The 18280-nt window shown below is 58.9% G+C and carries 18 protein-coding genes; 10 read left to right on the forward strand and 8 right to left on the reverse strand.

Annotation, left to right across the window (positions count from 1 at the left end; translation table 11 throughout):
• Positions 1-322: 322 nt before the first annotated feature.
• Complete coding sequence (locus tag NW838_RS13020) at positions 323-1237, reverse strand: hypothetical protein (RefSeq protein ID WP_414330578.1); 915 nt, start codon at positions 1235-1237, stop codon at positions 323-325.
• 120 nt (positions 1238-1357) lie between these two features.
• On the opposite strand from NW838_RS13020, the gene NW838_RS13025 reads away from it, so the two are divergent.
• Positions 1358-1732: a rhodanese-like domain-containing protein gene (locus NW838_RS13025; protein WP_011432658.1), complete on the forward strand. Its 375-nt coding sequence runs from the start codon at positions 1358-1360 to the stop codon at positions 1730-1732.
• Between the two features lie 126 nt (positions 1733-1858).
• Complete coding sequence (locus NW838_RS13030; RefSeq protein ID WP_414428175.1) at positions 1859-3661, forward strand: aminopeptidase P family protein; 1803 nt, start codon at positions 1859-1861, stop codon at positions 3659-3661.
• Here the strand turns inward: NW838_RS13030 and rlmN are convergent.
• Positions 3635-4732 (reverse strand): 23S rRNA (adenine(2503)-C(2))-methyltransferase RlmN, encoded by a 1098-nt coding sequence (gene rlmN / locus NW838_RS13035; RefSeq protein ID WP_414357309.1) that lies wholly within the window; start codon positions 4730-4732, stop codon positions 3635-3637. The genes NW838_RS13030 and rlmN overlap by 27 nt on opposite strands.
• 115 nt (positions 4733-4847) lie before the next feature.
• Here rlmN and NW838_RS13040 point away from each other — a divergent pair, with 115 nt between their 5' ends.
• The 3 genes from NW838_RS13040 to NW838_RS13050 are packed head-to-tail and all read left to right on the forward strand — an operon-like array spanning position 4848 to position 6891.
• Positions 4848-5501 carry an anthranilate synthase component II gene (locus tag NW838_RS13040; RefSeq protein ID WP_414357317.1) on the forward strand — a complete coding sequence of 218 codons (654 nt, stop codon included), beginning with the start codon at positions 4848-4850 and terminating at the stop codon, positions 5499-5501.
• A complete protein-coding gene (locus NW838_RS13045; RefSeq protein ID WP_414428176.1) occupies positions 5498-6316 on the forward strand; it encodes an MBL fold metallo-hydrolase in 819 nt (272 codons plus the stop codon). Before NW838_RS13040 ends, NW838_RS13045 begins: the two co-directional genes overlap by 4 nt.
• A 5-nt stretch (positions 6317-6321) precedes the next feature.
• Positions 6322-6891 carry an ankyrin repeat domain-containing protein gene (locus NW838_RS13050; RefSeq protein WP_414428177.1) on the forward strand — a complete coding sequence of 190 codons (570 nt, stop codon included), beginning with the start codon at positions 6322-6324 and terminating at the stop codon, positions 6889-6891.
• Between the two features lie 11 nt (positions 6892-6902).
• On the opposite strand, the gene NW838_RS13055 is transcribed toward NW838_RS13050, so the two are convergent.
• The gene (locus NW838_RS13055; protein WP_414428178.1) at positions 6903-7880 is read right to left on the reverse strand and encodes a deoxyhypusine synthase family protein; all 978 of its coding nucleotides are present in this window, start codon (positions 7878-7880) and stop codon (positions 6903-6905) included.
• A 369-nt stretch (positions 7881-8249) separates the two neighbouring features.
• On the opposite strand from NW838_RS13055, the gene NW838_RS13060 reads away from it, so the two are divergent.
• The 3 genes from NW838_RS13060 to NW838_RS13070 are packed head-to-tail and all read left to right on the forward strand — an operon-like array spanning position 8250 to position 10875.
• Complete coding sequence (locus tag NW838_RS13060) at positions 8250-10232, forward strand: ATP-binding protein (protein ID WP_414428181.1); 1983 nt, start codon at positions 8250-8252, stop codon at positions 10230-10232.
• A 4-nt stretch (positions 10233-10236) separates the two neighbouring features.
• Positions 10237-10542 (forward strand): DUF4126 family protein, encoded by a 306-nt coding sequence (locus tag NW838_RS13065; protein WP_414428179.1) that lies wholly within the window; start codon positions 10237-10239, stop codon positions 10540-10542.
• 15 nt (positions 10543-10557) lie between these two features.
• The gene (locus tag NW838_RS13070) at positions 10558-10875 is read left to right on the forward strand and encodes a hypothetical protein (RefSeq protein ID WP_414428180.1); all 318 of its coding nucleotides are present in this window, start codon (positions 10558-10560) and stop codon (positions 10873-10875) included.
• 35 nt (positions 10876-10910) lie between these two features.
• Here the strand turns inward: NW838_RS13070 and NW838_RS13075 are convergent, their stop codons facing one another.
• The 4 genes from NW838_RS13075 to petG all read right to left on the reverse strand — a co-directional run bounded on the left by NW838_RS13075 (position 10911) and on the right by petG (position 14055).
• Positions 10911-11948: a hemolysin family protein gene (locus tag NW838_RS13075; RefSeq protein ID WP_414358051.1), complete on the reverse strand. Its 1038-nt coding sequence runs from the start codon at positions 11946-11948 to the stop codon at positions 10911-10913.
• Complete coding sequence (locus NW838_RS13080) at positions 11941-12105, reverse strand: hypothetical protein (protein ID WP_187147237.1); 165 nt, start codon at positions 12103-12105, stop codon at positions 11941-11943. Before NW838_RS13080 ends, NW838_RS13075 begins: the two co-directional genes overlap by 8 nt.
• 144 nt (positions 12106-12249) lie before the next feature.
• Positions 12250-13878: a bifunctional pantoate--beta-alanine ligase/(d)CMP kinase gene (locus NW838_RS13085; protein WP_414351423.1), complete on the reverse strand. Its 1629-nt coding sequence runs from the start codon at positions 13876-13878 to the stop codon at positions 12250-12252.
• 63 nt (positions 13879-13941) lie between these two features.
• A complete protein-coding gene (gene petG / locus NW838_RS13090) occupies positions 13942-14055 on the reverse strand; it encodes a cytochrome b6-f complex subunit V (protein WP_011433989.1) in 114 nt (37 codons plus the stop codon).
• Between the two features lie 146 nt (positions 14056-14201).
• Here petG and NW838_RS13095 point away from each other — a divergent pair, with 146 nt between their 5' ends.
• Complete coding sequence (locus NW838_RS13095; RefSeq protein WP_414358052.1) at positions 14202-15605, forward strand: 2-succinylbenzoate--CoA ligase; 1404 nt, start codon at positions 14202-14204, stop codon at positions 15603-15605.
• Here NW838_RS13095 and NW838_RS13100 read toward each other — a convergent pair.
• On the reverse strand, positions 15602-16195 hold the full coding sequence (locus NW838_RS13100) for a J domain-containing protein (protein WP_011433991.1): 594 nt from the start codon (positions 16193-16195) through the stop codon (positions 15602-15604). The two genes, NW838_RS13095 and NW838_RS13100, sit on opposite strands and share 4 nt — an antisense overlap.
• Positions 16196-16436: 241 nt before the next feature.
• Between NW838_RS13100 and NW838_RS13105 the strand changes: the two genes are divergently transcribed.
• Positions 16437-17192 carry an ankyrin repeat domain-containing protein gene (locus tag NW838_RS13105; RefSeq protein WP_414358053.1) on the forward strand — a complete coding sequence of 252 codons (756 nt, stop codon included), beginning with the start codon at positions 16437-16439 and terminating at the stop codon, positions 17190-17192.
• The last annotated feature ends 1088 nt before the right edge of the window (positions 17193-18280 follow it).

Here is an 18280-nt window from a genome sequence, read left to right on the forward strand (position 1 = left end):
CCTCCCGACACCGACCCTACGGGTACAGTGCGGGGCTCCTGCGATTTCTAGCTGAAGATGCCAGTGTTTCTTGAGGTTGGGTCCTTTCAAGACACCTCGACCCAACCTTTCGAGACCCCTCGGGATTGTTCGGTCAATTGCTGGCAGGAGTGGGGCGATCCACCACCGGAGCACCAAGGGAGTCGCCGCTATCGCAACCGCTCAAAAATAGGGCCAGCACCAGAAAGCAAACAAGCTGAGGGGTGCATAGTTCTCCATCTTAACAAGCTCAACTGCCTGTCCAGATTACCCCAGAGCCATTCCTCATCATCCTGAAGATTTCCTAAGGGACGGTGGGGATGGCCAGGGATCCCTCCAGAGCCAAGCGATCGCTGACGATAAGACGCCGACTCTCCAGCGTGATGCCGGTTTGGTTAACCAACATCACAGAAATCCACTCAGAACGGGGTTCTTGCGGAGCATCTGCCTGTAGGAAGATCCCTCCGGCCTGTAGAGGTTCGAGAGCAAACGAGGTCACCTCTGGGTAGCCCGCCCCGGCAACGGGTTGTTCGGCAACGGCGCCCAACAGCAAAGAGTGGGTGAGAGGCTCTGCCACAATCGCCTGCAGCGAATAGGTGGATCCCGGTTTGACCACCTCCGGCAGGTTCAAGGTGACGGTGGGAGGGGCAGATCCAGAGGTGAGGGTGCTGGCCTCCCGCAGCACTTCTTGGTCAATCAACAGCAGTTGTCCGGGATTGGCTGGATCCGGGCGATAGCGATTGCGCACCAGGGCAGAGGCTTCTACCTGAAAGTCCCCCCGCACCGAGGATTGGGATCCCTCTACTTGGCTGAGAATATCCGCAACAATCTCAGGGCCCACCTGCCGCCAGGAGAGGATCTGGGCCGAATAGGTGAGCTTGGGATGAGAGCTCCACAGCTTGCGGATGGCACCTTCCACCTCTTCCCGGTCCAGCCCATCTCGGTGGCGGAAGTCGGGGCTGTAGCCGGCCATCACCCCTGGCAAATCCCGCCGGTTGGCGGCGGCCACCTGCTGGCTTAGCCACTCCACCAGGGCGGCTGGCGGTGGGCTGGAAACTTGCCGCTGGATCCCACTTTCTAGGGGCATCGGGGCAGCTTGGGCCCAAGCCGAGGACTCCGTCCGGCTGACGTGACCGGCTGTCAATCCAAGGGGGATGCTCCAGCTCACGGCCAGAGCAAGGGGCCAAAGCAGTTGCGGAAAGTTAGATCGGGATTTCAAGCCATGGGCCTCCAGCCGGCAAATCTGGATCCCAGTCTAGCCTTAGGGCAGTTGGGATCCCAAAGTCCAGACCAGATAAGATCGATTGGAATAAGCTTTGGCTCATAGCGCCTGTTCTCCATGGCTCCCCAGCACTCTCCAGCTTTCTTGGCCCTGGTCAACGAGGCCAAAAGCCGCATCCAAGAACTGACAGTCGAGCAGGTCAGGCAAAAACAACTGCAAGGGGATCCCTTCTATTTTGTGGATGTGCGGGAAGAGTCGGAGTGGCAAGCCGGCCACGCTGCCGGAGCCATCCACTTGAGCAAAGGGATCATTGAGCGGGACATCGAGAGGGTGATCCCCGACAAAGAAGCGGAGATCGTCCTGTACTGCGGCGGCGGGTTTCGTTCGGCGTTGGCAGCCGATAATCTACAGAAAATGGGCTATCGTCGGGTGATCTCGATGGATGGGGGCATGCGGGCTTGGCGAGAAGCGGGCTTTCCTGAGGAGCGCTAAACCCAGGGGCGCTCTTGTTCTGATTGCAGCATTGGAAGCTTCCCTCTCCCCTTGGGACAAGGGCTAGGGGCAAGGGAAAACTTCTAACCTTGTCTAGAATGACAACAGCTTTGCCCTACTCCTGCCATGCTCCAAACCTTACCCCGCCTGGATGTTGCTGCCCGTTTGCAGCAGTTGCGCCAGCTTCTGCGAGAACAAGATCTGGATGGCTTTTGGGTTCCCTCTGCCGATGAGCATCTCAATGAGTATTTGCCGGAACATCGCAAGCGGCGTCAGTGGATCACAGGCTTTACCGGCTCGGTGGGGGATGCCTTGATCACCCGGGACAGGGCTTGGCTGTGGGTAGATCCCCGCTATCACGAACAGGCGGAGCGGGAGGTGGATCCCAATCTATTGACAGTGATCAAAGGAGGTCTGCCGAATCAGCCCAGCCTGATGGAGATTGTGGAAGAGCTGGGATCCGGCTTTCGCCTGGGGGTGGATCCCTTTACGGTGGCGGTGGCCACCTATCGCCAGTTGCAGGCCCATGCCCAAGCGGGAGGGGTGCTCTTGATCCCGGTCATGGAAAACTTGGTGGATAAGCTGGCTCAGGGATCCGCTCCTGTCGCTCCCTTTGACCGGCCCATTGACTCGGTACCCACCCACCTAAGCGGGGCCACCCCTGCAGAAAAGCTGGCCCAAGTCCGGCAGGAGATGCGCCGCAAGCGGGTGGGACTGTTGCCCCTGACCAAATTGGATCAGGTGGCCTGGCTGTTTAACCTGCGGGGATCCGACATCCCCTACAACCCAGTGTTTTGGGCCTATGCTTTGGTCAGCCTAGATAGAGCGGCTCTATTCACAGATCTGGAGCGGCTCAGTCCCCCATCTCGGCAATTTCTGGCAGAAGCCGGGGTGGAACTCTGGCCCTACGAGACCTACAGCCAACAACTGCCCCAATGGGCCAAGAGCTACGCGCCGGTGGGCTTGGATCCCAAGCAGACCACCCAGGGCACTCAAGAGCTGCTGCAGGATGCGAGCTGCCGCGAGCTGGAGCACCCAGTAGAAGCCCTCAAGGCCGTGAAAAACCCCACCGAGCTGGAACAGATGCGCCTGGCCAACCGCAAAGCCAGCCGGGCCAAGATTCGCACCCTGGCCTGGATCGACCGGCAAATCCAACAGGGGATCCCCATCAGCGAAGCCGATGTGGCCGCGATCATGGAGGCCCACTACCGGGAGGAAGGGGAGTGGGTGGGTCTGAGCTTCAATACCATTGCCGGGGCAGGAGCCAACAGCTCCATCATCCACTACGGCACTCCGGATCCCCAGAAGCTGCTGCAGCCGGGCGAACTGTTTTTGTTGGACTCCGGATCCCACTACTTGGGGGGCACCACCGACGATACCCGCACCGTTTGGATTGGCCCGCAACCCGCGGATCCCTTGTTCAAGCGGCGCTATACCGAGGTGCTCAAGGCCCACATTCAATGCGCCCGCCAGATCTTCCCCCCCGACACCTATGGAGTCTCGTTGGATGGGATCGCCCGCTCCACCCTTTGGCAGGCCGGGCTGGACTATGGCCATGGCACCGGCCACGGTGTCGGCGCCTTTTTGAATGTCCACGAGGGGCCCAACGGGATCCACCGCCGCGCCAGCACCCCTCTCAAAGTGGGCATGATCAACAGCATTGAGCCGGGCTACTACCAGCCGGGATGGGGTGGGATCCGCCTGGAGAATCTCTACGAGGTGATTGCCATTCCCGAGCCGGAGGGCTGGATGGGCTTTCGCTCCCTGACTTGGATCCCTTTCGATGGGCGCTTGATCGATTGGGAACTGTTAAACGAGGTGCAGCGAGCCTGGCTGGACGAGTATCACCGGCAGGTTTACGCCATGCACCACGCCACCTTGCCAGAACAGGATGCCGCCTGGTTACGACGCGCCTGCGGACTGAGCTGATGTACTCGCAAAAGCGTTGCGCCCTGGCAAAGAGCGCAGGAAGGATCCCTGCAGTTGACCACATGCGGCATTGCCATCCAAACCACGGGTTTGGCGCACGGTGGCCCGCACCTGGTGTTGCTCAAGCTGGCGGACGAACGCTTTGACTCGTGCCGGGTGGGGGCGTTGATAGTCGGCTCCAGAGATAGGGTTGTAAGGGATCAGGTTCACGTGCAGTTGCACCCCTGACCGGCTGGCCTGCTGCAGCAATTGCGCCAGTTGGCGGGCATGAATGGGCAGGTCGTTGACCCCCGATAGCAGGGTATATTCAAAACTGACTCGCCGCCCGGTGCGCAGCATGTAGTCGCGGCAATCCTGGATCAGAGTGTCCAGAGGGTAGTGGGCTGCCGAAGGGATCAACCGTTGCCGCAGGTCTTGATTGGGGGCATGCAAGCTGACGGCCAGGGTAACTTGCAGATCCTGCTGCGCCAGCCAGGCAATTTGCCGGGGTACCCCCACCGTCGAGAGGGTGATATGCCGTTGGCCGATGCCGATATCTTGATTCAGGCTGCGGATGGCTTGTACCACCGTATCGCGGTTGAGCAGGGGTTCCCCCATGCCCATAAAGACCACATGGCTGACGCGACGGCCAAAATCTTCCTGCACCGTCAACACCTGATCCAGAATCTCGTGCAGCTCTAGGTTGCGCCGGTAGCCCATCTTGCCGGTGGCACAGAAATCGCAGGCCATCGGGCAGCCCACCTGAGAAGAGACGCAGACCGTCAGACGCTTGGCCGTTGGGATCCCTACCGTTTCGATCAACTGCCCATCCGCCAACCCCAGCAGAAACTTCACAGTACCATCGCGGGCCTCTGTCCGCTGCACAATGCGCGAGCGTCCCACTGGGTAGCTTTGCACCGCCTCTCGCCAAGCCCTAGGAAACACCGTCACCTGTTCCAGGGAGCGGATCCCTTTTTGGTAGATCCAAGCATGCAGTTGTTGCCCGCGATAGGCCGGCTGTCCTTGGGCAACCGCCCAGTCTTTCAGAGCAGACAAGGATTGCCCCAGCAGGGGAATGGGTAGGGCCGACATAAATCCATCTCAAAAGCACAGGAGTCTGGCTCCTTCACTCTAGCCTGTCCCCGTGACCCAATCTCCTTCAGTCCAGTGGAAGTGATAAAATGGGGTGCCGTTGCCGGATGTTGAAGTGCTGGTCGTCATCGACAACTACGACAGCTTCACCTACAACCTGGTGCAGTATCTGGGGGAGTTGGGAGCCCAGCTACAGGTTTTTCGCAATGACCAGCTCTCCGTTGACGACCTGCGCCGCATGCAGCCGCAAGCGGTGGTCATCTCTCCTGGGCCAGGGCGGCCAGAAGATGCCGGGATCTCCCTGGAGTTGATTCGGGAGCTGGGGCCAGAGCTGCCGATCCTGGGCGTTTGTCTGGGGCACCAGTGCATTGGGCAGGTCTACGGTGGTCAGATCGTGCGCGCACCTGAGCTGATGCATGGCAAAACCTCGCTCATTTACCATCGAGGGGTGGGAGTGTTTGAGGGGTTGAGCCAGCCTTTCACGGCCACCCGCTACCACAGCTTGGTGATCGAGCCTTCTACGTGTCCTGACGAGCTGGAGGTGACGGCCCAAACCAGCGATGGGATCATCATGGGGGTACGCCACCGCCGCTATCCCCATGTTCAGGGCGTGCAGTTCCACCCGGAGAGCATCTTGACCGCCGAGGGCAAGCGCTTGTTGAGCAACTTCCTGCGCAGCGCCAAAGCCTCAACTGCTGCTCAGCCCAATGTTTCGCAGAAACCTCAGGAAACCGTTGCCGTTGTTACATCAGGGATCCCCACTCCATGAAGCGTCGCCAGCTTCTGCAAGCCAGCGCTGGGCTGCTGGGATCGATGGCCGTGAACCTGGCCAGAGGGCGCAAAGCGGGCGCTCAGACAGCGCCGGCACAAGGTTCGGAAACGCCAACAACCCCAGGGTCTATAGAGTTCACCCCCGGCTCGAGCTTGGAGGGGCTGCAACTGACTTGGCTGCACCACAGTTGTGTTTTGTTCGAGGGGGAAGGCCAACGGTTTCTGGTCAACCCGTTTCGTCCGGCGGGCTGTACGGCTGGCTATCCTGCCCCACGAGTTGCTGCCGATCTGGTGTTGCTCAGCAGCCGCTTGTTGGATGAGGGCGCTTTGGATGTGGTGCCCGGCAACCCCAAGGTGCTGTTTCAGCCGGGAGACTATCTGATTGACGGGATCCGGGTGCAAGGAGTACGCATGCCCCGTGGCCCTCGCTTTGGCGTGAATGTGGGTTGGCGCTGGCGCATGGCCGGGATCGACATCGTGCATTTGGGGGGAGCTGCCTTGCCCATCACGCGAGAACAGTCCATCCTGCTCTCTCGCCCCGACCTGTTGCTGGTGCCGGTGGGGGGTGGGCCGAAAAATTACGATCCTGCTGGGGCCAAGGCGGCCATTGAAGCGCTGCAGCCGAAGTTGGTCATCCCAACGATGTATCGCACCGTCGCCGCCGCCGACTCCCAATGCGATCTGGTGCCTTTACAGGCGTTTTTGAGCTTATTCCCTGCCGCAGCCGTTCAACCTGCTGCCAGCAATCCTCTCATTCTCTCGGCCCAGGCTCTGCCCTCGCGGGGGATGGTCATTCTTGCGTTTGAGGAATAGCAACTATGGGGCGCAAGCTCTGGAGAGTCGTCCTTGGCCTGGGATCCCTGGTGGTGATGGGAGGGTTGGGCCTCTACGGCCACACCTTGCCGGAGGATCCACAAGCTCTGGCCCAAGCCAACCCGCTGCGGCTGCAACTGGCCCTCTGGCTGGGGAAAGACGCCAACGCCGTCGATGGGCGGGGCAAAACGGCCCTGTTTTTTGTGGAGAGCGGTCTCAAGGCCCGCCTTTTGCTCTATTCTGGGGCGGATCCCAATCGACCGGACTATGGGGGAGCCAGCCCCTTACACCAAGCCGCTCGCCTGGGCAACCCTGAGGTTACGAAAGCCCTGCTCCAGGGAGGGGCGGAGGTGAACGCTCGCTTTGGTGCCGGTGGCCTTCCCCTACATTTTGCCGCTTGGTCCGGCAACCCAGAGGTCGTTCGGCTGCTGCTGGAACATGGCTCCGAGATCGACGAGCCGGATGGCTACGGCCTCACGCCCCTGCGCATCGCCCAGGATCTGCGCCGCTGGGAAGCTGCGATCCTTTTGTCCCGCTGGCCCCGCTCCGCCTCAACCGACGGGCATATGGATTGATTCCGCTTCTCTCACCACCCCAGCACCCAGGCAAAGATCAAAGGTGCCACAATGGTGGCATCCGACTCGATGACAAATTTGGGGGTGTCGATCCCCAATTTGCCCCAGGTGATCTTCTCATTGGGCACTGCCCCCGAGTAGGAACCGTAGCTGGTGGTGGAGTCGCTGATCTGGCAGAAATAGCCCCACATGGGCACGCCCTGGCGGCCCAGGTCTTGATGGAGCATGGGTACCACACAGATGGGGAAATCCCCGGCTATGCCGCCGCCAATTTGAAAGAAGCCGATGGAGGATTCCGCCGAGGTGCGCAGGTACCAATCCGCCAGGTGGATCATGTACTCGATCCCTGTGCGGACGGTGTGTACATTGCGGATCTCACCCGTGATGCAGTGGGCGGCATACATGTTGCCGGTGGTGGAGTCTTCCCATCCCGGCACATAGATGGGCAAGTTGGCCTCCATAGCCGCGTAAACCCAAGAGTCCCGCGGATTGATCTGGTAGTAGGGCTCCAGCCGGCCACTGCGCAGAATCCGGTAGAGAAACTCATGGGGAAAATAGCGCTCGCCCGCCTGATCGGCGCCGATCCACTCTTCCAAAAGGGCTTTTTCCAAGCGCCGCATCGCCTCCTCTTCGGGAATGCAGGTATCGGTTACCCGGTTCAGGTGCCGCTCCAGCAGCTCCTGCTCCTGCTGCGGGCTAAGATCGCGGTAGTGGGGCACTCGCTCGTAGAACTCATGGGCGATGAGGTTGAAGATGTCCTCTTCCAGGTTGGCGCCGGTGCAGGAGATGGCGTGCACCTTGTTCTGCCGGATCATTTCCGCTAGGGAAAGGCCCAGCTCCGCTGTGCTCATGGCACCGGCCAAGGTCACCATCATCTTGCCGCCCTTTTCCAGGTGAGCACAATAACCTTTGGCTGCATCCAGCAGCGCGGCTGCGTTGAAGTGGCGAAAATGATGTTGGATAAATTGGCTGACGGGGCTGTTGGTCACGATTTTTCCGGTCACTCTGACCTGGTGAAGCACGATTTTCTAGTCTATCAACTTTAGGGGCGCTGACAAGCTTTGCTTGGGGATACCTTTATCGGTATTGGCAACCATTCCCCTGCAGGTCGGCTGGAGCAGGTTGCGTTGCGAAGCCGGGATCCCATACCGGTTCTCACCCGGCCTTGGCTGAGACAAAGGGATCGCCTGCCCATGTCAGAATGGTGGCGAATCACCGCCCTATATCCGTTCACGCTATCTGTTCACGTTGGGTTCATGCCTCCTGTCAGCACTGTCGAGCCAGCCGAGCCCATTGCCGAAGTCCAATCTCCTGAGCTGGCTTCTTCTCCTGCCGAGCCATTGCCTGGCGCTGTGGACATGTCAGTGCCAACAACGACCGGGATCTCTATGGGATCCCTGCGGCGCTGGTGGGCGCGATGGAAGCAAAAACTGCGGTTGGAAACTCAGTTGCTCTTTGTGGCAACGCTGGTGGTCTCATTGGTGGTGAGCAGTTTTACCTTCTGGGCCGTCAGCACTGTGCAGCAGGATGCCCGCTTCAACGAGGCCCGCTTTGGCCGAGATCTGGGGCTGCTCTTGGCCGCCAATGTCGCCCCCCTGATTGCGGAAGATCGCATTGGCGAAGTGGCGCAACTGTCCCGCCAGTACTTTGAGAGCACCAGCAGCATCCGCTATCTGCTCTATGCCGATCCCGAAGGAAACATCTACTACGGGATCCCGTTTTCCAACCAAGAGGTGAAAACCTCCCTCAGCCTCACCCGTCGCATGCAACTGCCGGACAATCGCCCCCCTGCTGAGGGCCAACCGCTGGTGCGCACCCACCTCACTCCTGCCGGGCGGGTGACGGATATTTTTGTCGGCATCTATCATCAGGGCCGCTTTTTGGGCACCCTCGGCCTGGGGATCAATCCCAATCCTGCCCTGGTGCGCTCCACACAATTGGCGCGGGAGGTCTCGATCGGGGTGTTTTTGGCGGTGTGGGTCTTGGCCATCCTGGGATCGGTGGTCAATGCCCTCACCATCACCTACCCCATCAAAGAACTGGTCAAGGGCGTCCAGGAGATCACCAAAGGTAACTTCAAGCAGCGCATCGACCTGCCCTTCGGGGGCGAGCTGGCCCAGCTCATCGACAGCTTTAACGAGATGGCGGAGCGGCTGCAAAGCTACGAAGAACAGAACATCGAAGAACTGGCTGCCGCCAAAGCCAAGTTGGAGACCTTGGTCTTCTCGATCGTCGATGCCGCCATTTTGCTGGATGCCGAGTTGCGGGTGCTGCTGCTCAATCCTGCCGCCTCTCGTATGTTTGGCTGGGAAGGGGATCCCGTTTTGGGCAAACCCCTGCCGGAGCTGTTGCCGGAGGATCTGCGGCAGCAACTGGCCCGCCCCCTGATGCACATTGCCCGCGGGGATCAAGAAGCAGAGGAAGTTCGCGTCAACCTCACCGGCCCCACCAAGCGTGTTATCCGCATCCTGCTTTCGCCGGTGTCGGATCCGCGGCGGCAAAATCTCAAGGGGATCGTGATGACGGTGCAGGACATCACCCGCGAGGCAGAGCTCAACGAAGCCAAGGCCCAATTCATCAGCAACATCAGCCACGAGCTGCGCACCCCCCTCTTCAGCATCAAGTCTTTTATCGAGACCCTCTACGAGTACGGCGAGCAGATGTCCCCCGCCGAGCGGCAGGATTATCTGGAAATTGCCAACCGCGAAACCGACCGCCTCACCCGCCTGGTCAACGATGTTTTGGATTTGTCTCGTCTGGAATCGGGCAAGCAGTACCACTTTGAGGGCGTCGATATCTCGGCGGTGATCGAGCAAACGCTGCGCACCCATCACCTGCAGGCCCGCGACAAAGGGATCCAGTTGCGCAAATTCGTTGATCCCGATCTGCCTTTGGTGTGGGGCAACTACGATCTGCTCTTGCAGGTGATGACCAATCTCCTGGGCAATGCCCTCAAGTTCACTCCCTCAGGGGGCCTGGTGACGGTGCATGCCCACCTGGTGGTTCAGGCGGATGGATCCCCGCAAGCGGTGCGGGTGGCAGTGGCCGATACGGGCATTGGCATTGCCCCAGAGGATCAAGAGCGGATTTTTGACCGCTTTTTCCGGGTGGAGAACCGCGTGCATACCCTGGAGGGGACGGGCTTGGGCTTAGCCATTGTGCGCAACATTCTGGAAAAGCACCACACCTGCATCCGCCTGGAGAGCAAACTGGAACAGGGATCCACCTTCTGGTTCGACCTGCACCTGTACACTGAAGAGGGACCGCTGGAGTTCGAGGTTCAGCCAGCCGAGACGGATCCCCCCAGTTGCGCTTGGCGGGAGCACTCCCATCAACGCTGAGGATATGAAGGGCATACCGGCCATTTTTTGGGGGTTGGGCCTCAGTTTCGCATTTTTGTGCCACACTGGTGACCTCTACCACCACACAGGGGGGCTGGGCAACCCGCTGTTGGCCACCGGCGAAAACGTCACTTCTCTGCTGCTGGCGGTGGTGGCGGTGCTGGCCCCTTGGCTGGCAGTGCTGCTGATGGGTTTGCTGGTGTACTGGCTGGGCAAACGGGCGTTGAAACTGGGGTTCCGCAGCGGAAATGCCGCTCCCAAGTCTCAGGGATCCCCGCCGACGGCTGTTCTACACTGGAGAAGGTCTTAACTGGATGGTTTTGCCATGCCCCCTCGCTGGCCCCGTAAGCCCACCCGTCGGGATCCCGAATTTCGCAAGCTGGATGATCGCTATACCTATGCCGCCCACATTGCCGTTTTTCTCTGCAGCGGGTCTGGGCTGGTGTTTTTTCAGCAACTGTACCGCGCGGATTGGCCGTGGCTGGTGCCCCTGTTGGGCTGGTGGGCTTTGGGGCTAGGGATCCACAGCTTCTGGATCTTTTTTGTGGCCCGCTATCCCGTCGAGGCCGGCTTTGGGGAGCTCACTCCCGGCGCGCACGAAAACCCAACAGCCGCGGAGACGGATCCCTCCAGAGCCAGCTAGGACTTAGAGAGGGGATGATCCCCTTGCTCCTGTTCTCAGCCAGGGGAGGTAGAAGCTCCACCTGGTCGCCGCTGCCGCCGCAGCAGCAGGGGGGAGAGATCGCTCTCGTCGTAAATATCGCCCACCAGCTCCTCCAAAATGTCCTCCAGCGTGATCAGGCCGGTGGTGCCGCCGAACTCATCCACCACAATCCCCAGGTGTTGGCGAGAGCGCAGCATTTCCTTGAGCAACAAGCTGACCCGCTTGGTGTCCGGCACAAAAAAAGGCGGTGCCATCGCCTGGGTCACTTCGGCATTGCCTTTTTGATCGAGATAGCGCAAGGCTTGCTTGAGGTGGATAATGCCGACGATCTCGTCCTTGGATTCTCCCTGCACGGGGATGCGCGAGTAGCCCGTTTCCAAACAGAGCTTCACCACATCCTGCAGTGTTTTGTCGTGGGAGATGGTCTCCATTTTAACTCTGGGCTTGGCCACGTCCCGCGCCTGCAGCAAGTCCAAAGCCAAGGCCCCACGAAACAGCCGCCGTTTTTGCCAATCCAGCAGCCCCCGCTGCCCCAACACATCGATCAACAGCTCCAAATCCTTGAGAGAAGCGGTGGCCGTCAGGGGGGAGAATTCCAATAGATTGAAGAGCCTGCTGACAACCCACTCAAAAGCGTCGCTAAAAGGGCGCAGCAGCACCGATAGGACATGAACAGGCCGCACCACCCAGCGGAACACCCCTAGCGGATGGCTCACCGCTAAAGACTTTGGGGCTACTTCTCCAAAGAGGAGCACCACAATTGTGGTGGGCACGGTGGCGGCCAAAGCTCCAATCTGGGTTCCCAACAGTTCAATGGAGAGGGTTGTGGCCAAAGCGGCAATGCCGATGTTGACAAAGTTGTTCACCAGCAACAGGGTGGTGATCAGCCGCGAGCGCTGTTGTTGGGCCAGTCGATACAAGCCCTGTGGATCCCCTTGCTCTTCGATTAGGGATTCCAAGCGCAGGTTGTCCATGGCCGTGATGGCCGTTTCGGCGCCAGAGCAAGCTCCTGAGAGAAGCAGCAGAAAGGCCAAGAGAAAGACATTAACCATAGCGCTCCGTTCGCGACGGCGGAACGGGATACAGGTAGCATTGGCTCATCGAGAGAAAAGCGGGTCGGCCTATTTCCATCATCAACGGGATCCCCTCCGGCACCTCAACACCTCGGTGGTTTTGCCAAAGTTCATCACTCAACCCATAGCTCGGCATCCGTGCCCCCTCATCAACTGCATCTTCAACGAAAATCTTCAATGAGAAATGAGAGAGGGATCAAGCTGTTCAAACCGGCCAGCTCCCTGAAAATCATGCGGAAATCTGACTTGTCCCGTTGATTTAGTCTTGATTGAGTCAAAGCTACTGATCTAAACGGGCCGGGCCAGATCGCTCCAAAAGCTGCCGGTACAACATGACAATCTTGTCTTGCACCTCGGATTGGCTCAGGTGATCTGTGTCGATCAAGATGGCATCGGGGGCAGGCCGCAAGGGAGAGATGAGCCGTTCGCTGTCGCGGCGATCCCGCTGCTCGATTTGCGCTTTCAATTCTTCAAGGGGTACCATTTGCCCTTGAGCTTGGAGTTGGTGTTGCCGACGCTGCGCCCGCTCCCCAACAGAAGCAGTCAAAAAGACCTTCAACTCTGCATCGGGAAAGACGTGGGTGCCGATATCCCGCCCCTCCAAGACAGCACCGCCATCCCGGCCAATGCTGCGTTGCCGCTTCACCAGCTCCTGGCGTACTCCCGGCACTGCCGCCACGTGAGAGACCCAGCGGGTCACTTCCGGAGAGCGAATGGCCTGGGTAATTTCTTCGCCATCGGCCCAGATGCGGGTCGGCTCTGTCGAAGAGGTGCCACTTTGCAGGGTGAGCTGGGTTTGGGCGGCCAGTTGGGTGAGTTGCTCGGCATCGTCCAAAGGGATCCCCCGTTGCAGTGCCAGCCAGGTGATGGCTCGATACATGGCCCCCGTGTCCAAGTACAAAAGCTGCAGCTGGGCGGCTACTGCCCGCGCCACGGTGGATTTTCCGGCTCCAGCCGGGCCGTCGATGGCAATCAGCGGGCGACGCGGGGGAGAGGTCGTGCCGGAAGAGGGCGGTGCCGCATGCTGGACTCTCTCCGGCGAGGGATCCCCTTGCTCTGGGGAAAGGAGCAGGTTGTCGATCAGGCGAGTCTGCCCCACATAGGCAGCAATGGCCAGCAGGCCCTTGTCTTCCACCCGCGGCAGCGGCTGTAGCGTTTGGGGATCCACCAATTCCAGGTATTGCAGTTGCAGCTCTGGGGTATGCTCCAGCTCAGCACGGGCGGCGGCAAGGATCCCTTCTGCTGAGGGATCCCCGGCCTGCCAATGGTCATATCCTCGACGCAAGGCCCGGTACAGCCCGGCAGCCACCTGTCGTTCAGCAGCAGAAAGGTAGCGGTTGCGGGAGCTACAGGCGAGGCCATCGGCTTCTCGCACCGTGGGGCAGGGAACAATCGTGGTGGGTATTTGCAGATCCCGAACCAAACGCTGAATGATCGCCAGTTGCTGGGCGTCTTTTTGGCCGAAGTAGGCCCGCTGCGGCTGCACCAGGTTCAGCAGTTGCAGCACAATGGTGGCTACACCGCGAAAGTGGCCAGGTCGGTGGGGGGCGCAGAGGGTCTGCAGAAGGGATTCGGGGGGCATGACCCAGGTGCGGTCGCTTCCGGTTGCGGGGTCGGCTCCCATCTCTTGCGGGTCAGGGGCAAAGACCACATCCACACCTGCTGCCTCGCACAAAGCTCGGTCCCCCTCTTCGTCGCGGGGATAGCGATCCCAGTCTTCGTTGGGGCCAAATTGCAGCGGATTGACGAAAATGCTGACCACCGTGTGGTCACACTCTTGCCGGCAGCGGCGGATTAGGCTGAGATGGCCCTCATGCAGGGATCCCATCGTGGGCACCAAGCCAACTGTGGATCCCCGCCAATCGGCTACCTGCTCCCGCAAAGCAGCAACTGTGCGCAGCCAGTGCATCGCCATGCCACCTCAATCTCTCTCTCCCCTATGGGTTTTCTCCAACCCCCCCAAAGGCTGCTCCTACAGGCCGATCTTGTTGCTGCGTTGATACTGCCTGTAGGCTGCCACGAACAAGCCCGCCAAGGTGACCACCACCATTCCCAACACGATCCCCAACAAAATCGGCTCGATCACAACACAGACCTCCCAGTTCAAACCTAGATCATGATAAGCCAAGCCCAAACCTATCCTCACCGTTCCTTGCCAAGGAAATCGAGGGGGGATCCCCTAATAAAATGCAGGGGATCCGCGAAGCCGTTGAGATGGCATACCCATAGCCCATGAGGTCAATTGTCTTGTCCGGGGATGGCGGAGACTTGAAGGAGTGCCTGTCCAAACTGGAAGAGCAACTGCGCCCTTTGGCAGACAAGGCCGTTCCCCTGCTGGTGGCGGACTCGCATCCAGTGCAGGTGTGGGCGGCAGTTTTGACCTGCCAACGCTTGGGGATCCCGCTGTTCCTGGGTAATCCCCACTGGGGAGAACGGGAATGGGGACAGGCTTTGGCGGATATGGGATCCGGCTGGTGCTGGCGCCAGGGCCGACTGGAAGGGGATCCCGCCCCCTTGAATCTGCGCCTGCGGGATTTGCGGGAAGCTGTGCCCAGCTCCCATTGGCCGTTGATCGGCATCCCCACGGGTGGCTCTGGCGGCCAAGTGAAATGGGCCCTGCACTCTTGGCTGACCCTCAGTGCCTCGGCCAAAGCCCACCAACAGCACTTTGCCGTCGGGCCTGTACACAGCTATTGCCTTCTGCCCTTGTACCACGTCAGCGGCTTGATGCAGGCAGTCCGCTCCTGGCTGAGCGGTGGGCAGTGGGTTGTCTGGGATTGGAAACGGCAACAGCAGGCCAAGGCTTGGGATCCCCCTTTGCCGGGGAGCTTTCTATCGCTGGTGCCCACTCAGTTGCAACGGCTGTTGCTCAGCGCCCATCCGGGAGTTTTGGAGAGCCTGCGCCAATTTCGGGCCATTTTGGTCGGCGGTGGCCCCACCTGGCCCAGCTTGCGGCAACAGGCCCGGCAACTTCACCTTCCCCTTGCCCTCACCTACGGTATGACCGAGACCGCCTCCCAGGTGTGTACGTTACTGCCAGAAGCCTTTTGGCAAGGGAGCGACAGTCTGGGTCGGCCTCTGCCCCACGCCACGCTCCAGATCCGCAGCGAAAAAGGGGATCCCCTGCCCAGCCATGCTGTGGGCTACATTCACATTCAGGCAGAGTCGCTGGCACTGGGCTACTACCCGCACCTAAGTGCTACGCACCGCTTACGCGAAGGGCAACAGCAAGGCTTTACCCCCGGCGATTTGGGCTATCTAGACCGACAGGGATCCCTCTATTGGTTAGGTCGAGCCGATGACCTAATCCTAACCGGCGGGGAAAAGGTGATGGCTGCAGAAGTGGAAGGGGAGATCCGAGCCAGCGGCTGGGTGGAAGATGTGTGCGTGTTGGGCCTACCGGATGCTGAATGGGGGCAGCGGGTTGTGGCGGTGGTCGTCCCCAAAACGGGGATCCCCAAAGAGCTGGAAATGCACCTGAAGCAACACCTAAGCCGCCAACTGAGTCCCTTCAAGCACCCCAAGCACTGGCTGTGGTGTACGGGGATCCCGCGCAACCCTCAGGGCAAAGTCAACCGCCAACAACTCCGGCAGTGGGCAGCTCAGACGTTGGGGATCCCAACGCAGGCAAGTTAGCGGGATCCCTCCCGAATGCCCAGACGGGCTAAATCTCGCTTGATTTCAAAGGCCAATTCTCGGTTGTGCGGCTCCGTGGCCAAAGCTTTTCTCAAGTAGGCTTCCGCCTGCTGATAGCGCCCCTCGTAGATCAAATGGTTGCCGAAGCGCTGGTAGGCCAACGCCAAGATGTGGATGGCCTCGCTGGAGTTGGGAAACCGTTTCAGCAGCGCCTCCGCCTGGGCCACCGCCGTGGGCAACTTCCGCTCCCGCCAGGCTGCCTTGACGCGGGCAATCCCCTCCTTGAGCCCTTCCGGATTGGGCTGCTCTGCCGATGAGGGGCCTATGCTGCGAATGACCACCCGCCTTTCGCCGGCAGCAGGAGAGCTGGGTGGAGATTGACGTTGTGCAGATTGACGTTGTGCATCGTAGCGCCGCCGCTGCTCAGGGTCGCTCAGCACTTGGTAGGCTTGGTGGATTTGTTGGAAACGCTCTCGGGATCCCTCCCCTGCCACATCAGGGTGAAACTGCCGCGCCAACCGTCGAAACGCCTGTTTAATCTCTTCAATGTCCGCTGCAGGAGATAGGTTCAGGATCGCGTAGTAATCCATAAACAGTGGCGAAGTCAAGGGAGCGGGAAAAGACTTGACCGAAAACCAGCTCTAGTCTACCCCTGTAGCCCCGGCTTGACTAAGGGATCCCACCAAGCGCTTGGTTCTCCCGCTTCCCTCAGCAGCAGGGATCCAGTGTTAGACTTTGCCCAAGTTGTTTGGAGCCTCCATTCCGGCCTATCGAGGATCCCTTCCTGTTGCCCAACTTCATTGCAACTTGGCTTTTTTATTTCTATCTGTTATGAGTGAAGCGCTTCATCAAGCTCTTGCCAATCGAGATCTAAAACAATTATTGGCCCATTTGCAGCGGGGGGAAGATGTGAATGCTGTCGATGCTCAGGGAATGACTTTGCTTCATAAAGCGACACTCCTTGGCGATTTGGAACTGTTGGATTTGCTCTTGGCCCATGGCGCTTCTCCCAATGCCTTGGATCCCACAGGTGCTACCCCTCTCCATTTGGCTGCCGACAGCGGTCAGGTCAAGCTGGTGGAGCGTCTTTTGAGGGCAGGCAGCGATATCGATCTCCCAAATAACCATGGCTATACCCCTCTCCAGCGGGCTGCTTTAACCGATCAGGTAGAAGTAATCGGTCTGCTCATCCAGAAGGGAGCCAACACTGGTCGTGTTCTCCACTGGGCCACAGCCACCGGTCGAAAAAGCATTCTGGCCCGCCTACTATCCAAGGGAGCGCCGGTGGATGCCACTGACGAAACAGGCCGAACCCCTCTGCATGAAGCCGCCACCCGAGGGGATTTGGGCATCGCTCGCTTTCTGCTCTTGTACGGGGCCAATGCCAATGCGCGCAACCGATTCGGGGCGACACCGATGCACTGGGCTGCTTGGGAAGGACACATCGAAATCCTGGAGCTTTTGCTGGAAAATGGAGCCGAACTAAACCCTCGCAATGAAGATGGGCATACCCCCTTAGCCTATGCACAAAAACGCCAACACAGGCTGGCTGCTCAATGGTTACAAGATCGAGGAGCAACTCTTTAGCTTAGTATCAAGTTTGGCATAGAGAGTAAAACAAAAGTTAATGAAAATGCTGCTATTTCAAGTCATAGGGTATTTGGTCTTCCTCCCTTCTCATGAGATGGGGTTTGAGAGTGAGGGTAACCCCTACAGAAAAAAGGAGAGAGGCTGTTAGGCTTTCCTCCCTCCAGTCTCTTCGTCGCGGTTAGCGTTAACGCCAGCTAGATTCTAACTGATTCTTCCACCTGATTCAACTTTTTTCTAGAGTTTCTCTTGAGCCCAACATAAATTTTTGAACGACAAAACAAGACATAGGACAGACAGTTTGTCCCAAAAGGTTGGTCTTTTTCCTTAGCTTCTGACAAGTTTGCAAAGGAAACTAGAGCAGCAATCTTTGTATTCGGTCTTGTCTTCCGGTTCCCGAAGCCAGATTGCCCCCTTCCAAAACCATAACCCTCAGCCGCTGTTGCTCCTTTACACTGCCACCTCCACAGATTGACATGAGCAAGCAAAAAATCTCTCTATCAACTGATTCTGACTCTCATTAGTACAGAACCTTGCTTAGCCTTGGAGAGGAGAAAAAGGGATCCCTGCTGACGCAGATGGCCAGCTCTGCCAGCACAGGATCCCTGCCGCATCCAAGACAAGAGAGGAAGACTGATGGATATGACTCCACCACTCAACTGAGTAACAGCATAGCTTTATTGAGATTGAATTGCAATACCTAGCCAACGTAAGAGGAAATGTTCTTGACAAAACTGCTTCAAGTAGTCGTTTCAAGTTAGGGTGAGACGCTTGGGCTACTGAGGAGAGCCTTCTGATTCCCTATATTCAAGGCTTTAGGTATGGGTGCAGTGTCCCAGTTTGAATCGAAATGGCCACAAGCAGAGTACCTGGGCTAAAGGGTAATTGGCCAAGATTTGCAGTTTCAGCCCTCTTGAGAGGATAGGTCGCGGAGTTGTGGGCACAGCACAGGTTCAAGGGGGGGTGAGGGGCTGATAGCAGTCGTGGTTCTTATTACTCTCTATTTCAACTGCTCGCGTAGCGGGCCGGAGGCCTTAGCAGGAAGCAACCGGTCGTTTGTTTCACCTTGACGGTGAGATAAATGACTA

It is taken from the genome of Synechococcus sp. R55.2, from assembly GCF_047462075.1.
In the GTDB taxonomy this organism is placed as follows: Bacteria; Cyanobacteriota; Cyanobacteriia; order Thermostichales; family Thermostichaceae; genus Thermostichus.